The following is a 1,023-nucleotide window of genomic DNA, read 5'->3' on the forward strand; positions in this document are numbered from 1 at the left end:
ACAGTCAGTAATGTATACATATGAGGGTGGCTCTCTATTGAAACAGCAACCATACATAAAATAGCAATTAGCACAACAAAGATCCAGGCGTGTCCCGTTCTTGTTTCCAATAATACAAGACGAACTGTTTCACCTAACCCTCTTATTTTTGAAAAAGATAAAATAATCTCAAGCGAATTTCCAACCGAAAAAATAGCGACAGCCGCTGCACTTGCAAGTAGCCATCGCTTTGATAATAAAATTGTTGGCTTTTTTGTAAGCGGTACATATTGCAGTACTGCAAATCCTAATAATAAGGAAAGACCTACGTATGTGAACCACTCAAAAACAGGCAACAAAATACTMATCTTTTTAAGCCTTTTTCTTTCTGAAGATTAAGAGTAATGCTCCAACCACCACTACAATAGCAATAATCATGATAACAAAAAACGATGAAGAATCATTGTTCTCTGTTTTTTCATCATTTGCTACTGCACTTTTTTTGTGCTGTTCGGATTGCGTGGCGTCTTGCTTTTTTTCACTATCTTTTCCGGCTGCTTGAGTATTCTCTTCTTTCGCTTCATCTTTCACATCTACTTTAAAAGCAATCGAATCTTTCATTACATGACCATCTTCCCCTACAATTTCCCAGTCCACTGTGTAAGATCCGTTTTCAAGAGGCTGATCGAGAGAAGCTATTAAATCATGACCCTCTACTTTTTGCGATGCAAGTGAAATTTTTTGTCCATCTTTTGTAACAGTTACAGTACTGATTTTCTCGATGTGTGTTTCAAAGGTTAATTTAATTTCTTTTAGAGGAGCTGTAACAGTTGCACCATTTTCCGGCACGGTTGTTTGCACATGTGTATGAGCAAAACTAACTGTCGGAACAGCTAGAAAGCATGCTAAAAGTAAACCTATTATTTTTTTCATATTTATGACTCCCTATCTCTTTTTTCTTTTTTCATCATATCCAAAAATGTTTTTATGTAGACGTTTCCGAACATGATCTATTTTCCTAGTAAGTGTACGCCTTTTTTACTC

1 protein-coding gene and 1 pseudogene are annotated in these 1,023 nt (G+C 36.0%); both read right to left on the reverse strand.

Annotated elements, in window-relative coordinates; all coding sequences use genetic code 11:
• A pseudogene (locus tag AC1DRF_RS29420) lies at positions 1 to 338 on the reverse strand (copper resistance D family protein); the annotation flags it as partial.
• A 13-nt stretch (positions 339 to 351) separates the two neighbouring features.
• Positions 352 to 912, reverse strand: coding sequence for a copper resistance CopC family protein (locus AC1DRF_RS29425; protein WP_230183469.1), 561 nt, complete (start codon positions 910 to 912; stop codon positions 352 to 354).
• Positions 913 to 1,023 lie beyond the last annotated feature (111 nt).

The organism is Priestia sp. P5_B4 (genome assembly GCF_056400385.1).

Coding starts and splice junctions, on each gene's coding strand:
- AC1DRF_RS29425 (WP_230183469.1), bottom strand. CDS start 912: ATGAAAAAAATAATAGGTTTACTTTTAGCATGCTTTCTAGCTGTTCCG.